This is a genomic window from Finegoldia magna, assembly GCF_018371055.1.
GTDB lineage: Bacteria > Bacillota > Clostridia > Tissierellales > Peptoniphilaceae > Finegoldia > Finegoldia magna_I.
Genome location: NZ_JAGYZD010000057.1, coordinates 1 through 8,524 on the forward strand (window position 1 = coordinate 1; position 8,524 = coordinate 8,524).

3 protein-coding genes and 1 pseudogene are annotated in these 8,524 nt (G+C 28.8%); all 4 read left to right on the forward strand.

Annotated elements, in window-relative coordinates; translation table 11 throughout:
• Nucleotides 1–561 precede the first annotated feature (561 nt).
• A complete protein-coding gene (locus KHW44_RS03780) occupies nucleotides 562–1,188 on the forward strand; it encodes a DUF6088 family protein (protein WP_304066160.1) in 627 nt (208 codons plus the stop codon).
• Nucleotides 1,160–2,173, forward strand: a complete 1,014-nt coding sequence (locus KHW44_RS03785) for a nucleotidyl transferase AbiEii/AbiGii toxin family protein (protein ID WP_304066163.1) — start codon at nucleotides 1,160–1,162, stop codon at nucleotides 2,171–2,173. The genes KHW44_RS03780 and KHW44_RS03785 overlap by 29 nt, the downstream gene beginning before the upstream one ends.
• Nucleotides 2,174–3,222: 1,049 nt before the next feature.
• Nucleotides 3,223–3,525 carry a TnpV protein gene (locus tag KHW44_RS10100; RefSeq protein ID WP_369680514.1) on the forward strand — a complete coding sequence of 101 codons (303 nt, stop codon included), beginning with the start codon at nucleotides 3,223–3,225 and terminating at the stop codon, nucleotides 3,523–3,525.
• Between the two features lie 1,289 nt (nucleotides 3,526–4,814).
• Nucleotides 4,815–8,524 (forward strand): annotated as a pseudogene (locus KHW44_RS10105) (conjugal transfer protein); the annotation flags it as partial.

The window sequence follows — 8,524 nt, forward strand, 5'->3', positions numbered from 1 at the left end:
AAAAACACCATTGGTAGATATTGCAAATAAATTGATTATAAAAACAGAGAAAGATAATAGTAGATATAAGTTTTTTCAAAAGCAAGGATATAAAGGAAAGTAATCTTAAAACATAGCTAACTTACAAGAAAAGATAAGCACATCTTAAACATCTTAAAGGGAAACTAAGAATATCAATAATAGGCAAAGGAAAAATAGAAAAGATAGAAGAATGTCTTTGATGAGCATTTTCTGATTTATGAAGTAATTTACCATGGAAAAAGTAGTTATTAATAAAATGCATTTCCTGCACCCAAAAATATATAATTTTAGGTGCAGGAAGTTTTATAGATGATACAAAAAACAATAAAGCTTAATGGCTAAAGAGATATAGAAAATATATCTTCTTTTTTTATTGTTAAAATAAGGAGGGATAGAATGCCAAGATATGATACAGTAGATTTAAGTAAATCAATATATCTTGCAAGAGAAGAATTTAAAGAAAAGTGCAAAAATTAAATGTCGCCCAATTGATTTTTTGCACCCAAAAGTATATAATTTTAGGTGCAGGAGGTATTAGAAATGGAATCAATAAACAAGAAAATAGAAGATATAATGACAAAAAATACAGGAGAAATTTTTTCTATTAATGACTTCTATGGACTGGGGACAAAGAATACAATCAAATCCGTTTTATACCGATTAAATGAAGAAGATAAAATCACAAGACTTATAGATGGATTATATACAAAGCCTAAGTATAGCGAAATCCTTAAAGAATATTCTTATCCAGATGCAAACGCCTTGGCAGAAAAGATAGCCGATAAATTTTCTTGGACCATATCTCCAACAGGAGATACAGCCTTAAATTATACTGGATTATCTACACAAGTTCCAAACGAATATATATATATTTCTGATGGACCATATAGGCAATATGATTACAGAAATAAGAAGATACTATTTAAACACACAAGTAATAGAAACATTACATCTTATTCAAAAGAACTATCTATTTTAGTTCAAGCAATTAGAGCTTTGGGAAAAGATGGGATAGGGGAAGAAGAACTCAAGAAGTTAGCCGTATTTTCCCAAAATATTAAAGAAGACTTAAAGCGTGATACCTTAAAGCTACCATTTTGGGTACAGGAAATATTAGAGAAAATACAGGAGATTAATAATGAAAAAGCTATTAGAAATATCAAATGAAGAACTTGAATTAGTTATACAAAATACATCAGATAAATTGAACTTGTCAAAGGCAATTGTGGAGAAGGACTTATGGGTCTGTATTATTTTGAAATATCTATTTAGTGATTTTAAATATAGGGACTATATTGTCTTTAAAGGGGGTACAAGTTTATCTAAAGTATATAAATTAATAGAAAGATTTTCAGAGGATATAGATCTTGCTCTTAATTGGCAACTCTTGGGCTATGAAAAGTTAGAGCCTTATGAAGAGAGGAGTAAAACAAAGCAATTAAAATTTAATGATAAACTAAATGAAGATACAAAAAAGTTTATACAAGAAGAATTTTTGCCAACCCTGCAAAAAGATTTTAAAAAATTATTAAAGAACAGGAAATATAATTTTTATATTGATGAAATAGACGGACAAACTATTGCCTTTGATTATCCTAAAAATTATGAAGATAACTCCATACTTCAAGTCATAAGATTAGAAATAGGAAGTTTAGCAGAACCGATTCCATCAAGTAGGAAAAAGATAAAAACCTATATAGAGGAAACTTATCCAGAGGTATTTAATGAAAATATAGAAGTTGTATCTGTAAATAGTTTAAGGACTTTTTATGAAAAAATAACTATACTACACAGAGAGGCTAACAGAGTAAATGGAAATTATCCTACAAGGTATTCAAGACATTTTTATGATGTATATAAAATGCTACTTACTGACATAAAAGAAGAAAGTTTTTCTCAATTAGAATTATTAAATTCTGTTATTCAATTTAAGAAAAAATTTTATGCCAGTAATTGGGCGAAATATGATGAGATAATGGAAGGAAGAATAAAGTTAATTCCATCAAAAGAAGGAGTGGAGATTTTTTCCAAAGATTATGATAGTATGAAAAATATGATATTTGAAGAAAAAATACCATTTGAAAAGATAATTAGCGAACTAAAAGAATATGAAGAGAGTTTAAATGAAAAAATAAGGAACAATAAAGCTTAATGGTTAAGGAGGTATAGAAAATATATCTTCTTTTTTTATTACTAAAACAAGGAGGGATAGAATGCCAAGATATGATACAGTAGATTTAAGTAGATCAATATATCTTGCAAAAGAAGAATTTAAGAAAGATATAAAGAAATATGAAGAGTATTTAAAGGTAGTAGGTAACAACTATAAGTATCCATATATACACCAAATATCTATTTACAATATGGATACCAAGGCTACAGCTTGTGCGGAATTTGATTACTGGAAGAGCATAGGTAGGAGTGTCAAAAGAGGAGAAAAAGGAATACCGCTTTTAGATATAGAAAATGGAAAAATAAAATATATCTTTGATATAAGGCAAACGGTAAGCGTTGATCACAACATTTCTGAGGTGAAATTATGGGAATATGATGGCAAAAAACATTTAAACTTATTAGATGAATTAATAGATAAGTTTAAAGAAAAAGATAGCCAGCTTTTATTGAGTCAAGAAGATAAAATAGATGCCTTAGCAGGAAGTTATGTTCGAAGAAAATTTGATGAAACATTAGAAGGTCTATCCGATGAAAGCCTTAAGGCTATTCAAAAGATAGATCTTTTTAATTTACTGAAAGAATCTGTAAAAGTTTCCGTAAGTGAGAGAATGGGAGTTTCCTATGAACTAAAGGAAGAAGATTTGTCTATATTATCTAAAATATCAAGTGTGGACATAGATAAAGCTTTAAATTTTACATCTAATATAAGTAAAAATATTTTAATTGATTTAGGAAGAGAAATAAATAAATTAGAAATTTCAGAGAAAGTTCAAGAAAGAAGAAATTGGGAGCAGACAAAAGATGTAAAGGAGCGTTATAATGAATTAACGGCTAATATAAATAAAGATATAGAAGAAGGAGGCTTAGAAGATGAAAGAGAAAGTAGTATTAGCAGACAAGGAATATCTAGTAGAGGAAGGAATTTACACACCAGTAATCAAGGAGAATCCATTCGAGATACATGGAGGGACTTACAAGATGGAACTGATGAATCAAGAAGTGGAAGTATTAGTACCAAATATGGAGATGCCGAAAGAAGTGGATATAGGAAAGCTCAATTATTGGGGAAGGATGAGGTTGAACTTTCTCAAGGAAAGCAAGAAAGAGGACTATCAGATAATGTATCTACAGGGGACATTAATGAGTCATCTACTATCCAAGGAAGAAGAAATAGAGGAATTTATCAGTCGAGAAGAAGTCAAGATGATGGAAGCTTGGGGACTGACAGAAGAATTGAAGGAAAAGGACTATCTGAACTATATAGGACTCAAGAAGAATATGGATATGCTCCTACAAGAGATGGGAGAAAAGGAGATTATCCTAGTTTAAAAAATGAACATGAAATTAAAAATACAGGGGAAGTAGAGTCTACTTCCTTTTTTTCTGCCAATAATCAGAAAGAGCAGACCTTTATTACAAGTCCAATAAGCCAAAGAGAAATAGATACATTTTTAATCTATGGTGGAAATAATCAAGATGGTAGATTGCCAGTAATAGCAGAGTTTTCTAAGGGAAAGTCCTTGAAAGAACAAGCAAACTTCTTAAAAGAAACATATATAGGAGCTAATGGTTTTGAAATAGATGGAAGAAGAATTTCAGCTTGGTTTGGAGAAAAAGGAGCAATTTTTAAAGAGGGAGATGGAGCAAGATATAGGGAAGGTCAAATAGTTTCTTGGGAGGATTTAGCTAGTAATATTAATGATTTATTAGATAGAGGAGAATTTGCTACTAATGTAGAATTAGTAGACAGTTCGTCTTATGAAATAGAAAAAATAGCAGAAAAACTTTGGTATTTAAAAGAAGATTTTTCCGATGAAATAAAAGATAGTTATCTTAAAAGTCTAAGTGAAATAAAAGAAAAAAACTTCCAAGAAAAAACAGAAAATTTATGTAGAAAACTAAAAGATAAGAATTTTAGAAGTGAATTAAGAAAAGAATATGAAATATTTTTGGAAGAATACAAGAGTAATCCTAATATTTTACGATTTAATCACCATAAAGTAGATAGAATTTATCAGAATCTTAGAGACTTAGAAATAGAAAGAAAAGTATACCAGTCAAGTTTGACCGATATTGAATCTATCTATAGTTTTATTACAAAAGATGAAATAGATGAGAATTTACGAAAAGGTAGTGGATTTTCCGATGGGAAAAAACGAATATATGATTTTTTTAGAGAAGAACATACTTTAAAAGAAAAGGCAGATTTTCTAAAAAATGAATATGGAATAGGTGGTTCTTCTCATGCCCTATCAGGAGCAATGGGAAGTGGTGAATGGCACGATGCAAATGGAATAAAATATAGTAAGGGAAATGCTGAAGAAATTAAGTTATCTTGGTCTGATGTTGCAAAAAGAATTAATGACCTTATTAAAGAAAATAAGTATATAGAAGAAAGTATTGAAGAGGATAGTGAGAAAAAAGTTTATCATGATATAAATTATGTAAAAGATATAAAAGAAGAAAGTCAAGAGTCTATAAATTATCAAGATGATCTACCTCCTACAGATGGTGAGGTTTATACAGAAAAGATAAATAGTATTTCTACCTACTACTATCAAGGGCAATCTGTAGCAAGTATTGGAGAAAATGGAAGACTTGTAATTTATGATGACTTTATGCCAAACTCTTTAAAAGAGGACTTATACTCATTAGCCTATGAAAAGCAATTAGATTTATCCTTAGACCATTTAGAAGATGGAATTGTTCTTGAGGGAATAGAGGACACATTTTATATTAAAGATAAGGAAGAGATAGAAGGAAAAGAATATTATCTTTTAGAAAGTCAAAGTCAATATGATGACATTCCAAATATCATAGTAAATTCCGATAGGGAAATTATAGACGATGATATAGTAAATGGTTTTGAAGAGTTTAGGGAATTTTACATTAGTAAAGATAAAATAGACTTTAATCAAGATAATCTTATAGATAATGAAGAAGATTATTGGATAGTTGAATTTAATGAAAGTTCAAGTCTGATAGAAAAAAATTATGAAGGTCAAAGACTAACTAAGGAACTATTAGATGAAATAAAGGAAGTAGATGAAAAGATAAGACTTCAAAATAAGACATTTGAAGAAGATAAATATCCACAGATGACTGATGAATGGGTAGGATATTCCAAATTCTATTTCAATCATATAGTAGATGGGAAAAAAGTTGATTATTATAGGATAGACATAGGTGATGGAAATGAGGCGAATCAAAGGGGCTTCGATTTTCTGTATGAACAAATAGGGAAAAATCAGAAAGAACTTAATCAGGCTAGTGAAGAAAGTAAGATAGATGAAAAAATACTTTCTATAAATCAAATTGAAGATAGACTTTTTAATGTATTAGTTAAGGATAAAAATTTAGAAAAAGAAATTATAAAAGCAAGAGAAAATTTAGGGAATGATACCCTAGCAAGTTTTAATTCTGTATTTCAAAGAGAATATGCAAAAATAATGAGAGAAGTTTCCCATAAACAGGACAATCTTCCAGATGATATGAAGTCTATAGGAAGTGTTAGAAAATTAAGTATTAGAATCCAAAATAGATATAGAGAATATTTAGATAATTTATTTAAGAATTATGTAGAAGCTGATAAGAATATGGACTCTATAAAAGTAGGGGACATAGTTAAAACAGAAGATAATAAGTATTTAAAAATAAAAAATCTTTCTAATGGATATGATGAGAATGACAATCCAATCATTTATTACTCCTATGATGCCTATTTTGATAAGGACTTAAAACTATTTTCACATTCTTTTAAAGAAAGTAATTTAAAAGTAGTAGAAATACTAAGAGATAGCCCAGAAGAAGAATTAGCAAAAGAGATTTTAGAAGATAAAATAGCAGTAAAAGTAGGTTATTATTATGCTCTAGTAGATAGAGAGAAAACAAAGAATATAGAATTAGAAGAAACAGGAAGTAGAGTTTATCCAAGAAAGGACAATCCTCAAGGGAAGGTATATACCTTATATAAGGGCAAATCCTTTGAAGAAAGCAGAAAAGTAGATAGCTTATTTGATGAAATGGCTATCAAAATGAAAGATGTAAATCTTAGAAATTTAAATGATGTCTTTACATTGGAAAGGGAAGGCTTATTTGAAATATCAGATGATGAAGTAACAAAATTTAAAGAAGGTTATGATATAGATATAAAAAGTTTTGGTCAGCAATTTCCAGATTACTATGATGATATATATGTACTAAATAAAAATCTTGAAATTAATGGGGCCTATCAGAATCTTGCTTATATAAATAGAGAAAATGAAATTATTTTTAATGTGGACCTATCTCAAGAAGAAAAAACACAAATTGAAGAAATAAGAAATAAAAAGGAAGTCATATCCAAGCTAATAGAAAAGGATACTAAAGAAAAAAATGAGTACTACTTTGATCCTCAAAATGAAGAATATTTACTTTTATCAAAGAAAGTAGAAGATGGATTATTAAAAATTCCAGATAGTATTAAAGACACCATAAAGGGAAAAGAAGGCTTTGAGGTTGAGTTAGTTTTAGATACAAAGAAAAAATCCCTTAAACAAAATCTGCGATACAATGGATATATTTTGAATACTAATTCAGCTATAAAATATAAAAGCTATAAGGACTTATTAAATAGTGTCCCTTATTTATTGGATGATAGACACAGAGAAGTACTTCTAGAGGGATATTTAAATCAGCAAATAGAAAAGGAAAAAGAAAAACAAGAAGAAAAGTCTTTTAAAGAAGGCATTAATGTTAGATATCAAGGTAGAGAATATACCATATCTAACATTAATGATAAGACAAATCCTAAAACTATAGAATTAGAAGATAATACAGGACTAATGAATGGTTTTATTACAGGAAATGAAACAATTCTTTTTAATGATTATAATGATCTTGATTTAGAAGTTATAGGAAATAAAGAAGTAGAAAATATAGAATCAGTAAAGCAAATTAGCTTTGGAGACTTTTCAAGAGATCTTAAAGAAGAAAAAGCCGATAAGAAACTTAAAATCAAATATAAGTTGGAAGAACAACAATCTATTCAAGAAAAAGAAATAGAGGAAGTTTCCATAGAAAACTATAAAATCTTAAATGAAGAAGAAAACTTACCGCCTTCTCAAAGGCTAAAGAATAATATAGAAGCTATTAAACTTTTAAAGAATCTAGAAAGAGAAAATAGATTTGCAAAAAAGGAAGAACAGGAAATTTTAGCAAAGTATGTAGGCTGGGGAGGACTTGCTGATGTATTTGACGAAGAAAAGGAAGGTCAGTGGCTTGATGCGAGAAATTTCTTAAAAGAAAATTTAACTGGTGAAGAATATAATAGAGCAAGAGAATCGACCTTAACAGCTTTTTATACTCCTAAATTAGTTATAGACTATATATATGAAACTCTTTCTAATTTTGGATTTAAAAAAGGCAACATCTTAGAACCAAGTGCTGGGATAGGAAGATTTATAGGAAGTCTACCTGAAGAAATGAATGAGTCAGACTTTTATGGAGTAGAGTTAGATAGGATTAGTGGTAAAATTGCTAAACACTTATATCCTAATGCTAAAATACAAGTTAAAGGCTTTGAAGATACAAATTTTTCCAATAATTTATTTGATGTTGCCATAGGAAATATTCCTTTTGGAGAATTTAAAGTAGCAGATCGTGAGTATGAAAGAAATAATTTTCTTATTCACGATTATTTTTTTGCTAAATCATTAGATAAAGTTCGTGATGGAGGGATTATCGCATTTATTACATCATCGGGAACAATGGATAAAAAGAGTGAAGACGTTAGAAGATATATATCTGAAAGAGCAGAATTTTTAGGAGCTATAAGATTACCAAATACTACTTTTAAAAGACAAGCCGGTACAGAAGTAACCTCGGATATAATTTTCTTAAAAAAGAGAGATAGACTTTTAAAGATAGATGAAGATTGGGTTAAGTTAGATAAAGATGAAAAAGGATTAAGTTACAATAAATACTTTGTTGATAATCCAGACATGGTAATAGGGACTATGGAAGAAATATCATCAAGATTTGGAACAAGTCTTTCCTGTATAGAAAGAGAAGATGTTTCCTTAGAAGAAGGACTAAAATTAGCCATAAAGAATATTAAAGGAAAATATGAAAAGGTTCAAATAGATGAAAACTTGGGAGAAAAACTAATACCTGCAGATGATAGGGTTAAAAATTATTCATTTGCTCTAGTAGATGATGAAATATATTTTAGAGAAAATTCTATTATGCAAAAAGTATCCTTAAATGAAAAGGATAAGGGCAAGGTGGAAGAGTATTTAAAATTAAATGCAAGTCTGAGAAATGTAATCACTTTTCAAAAGGAAGATTA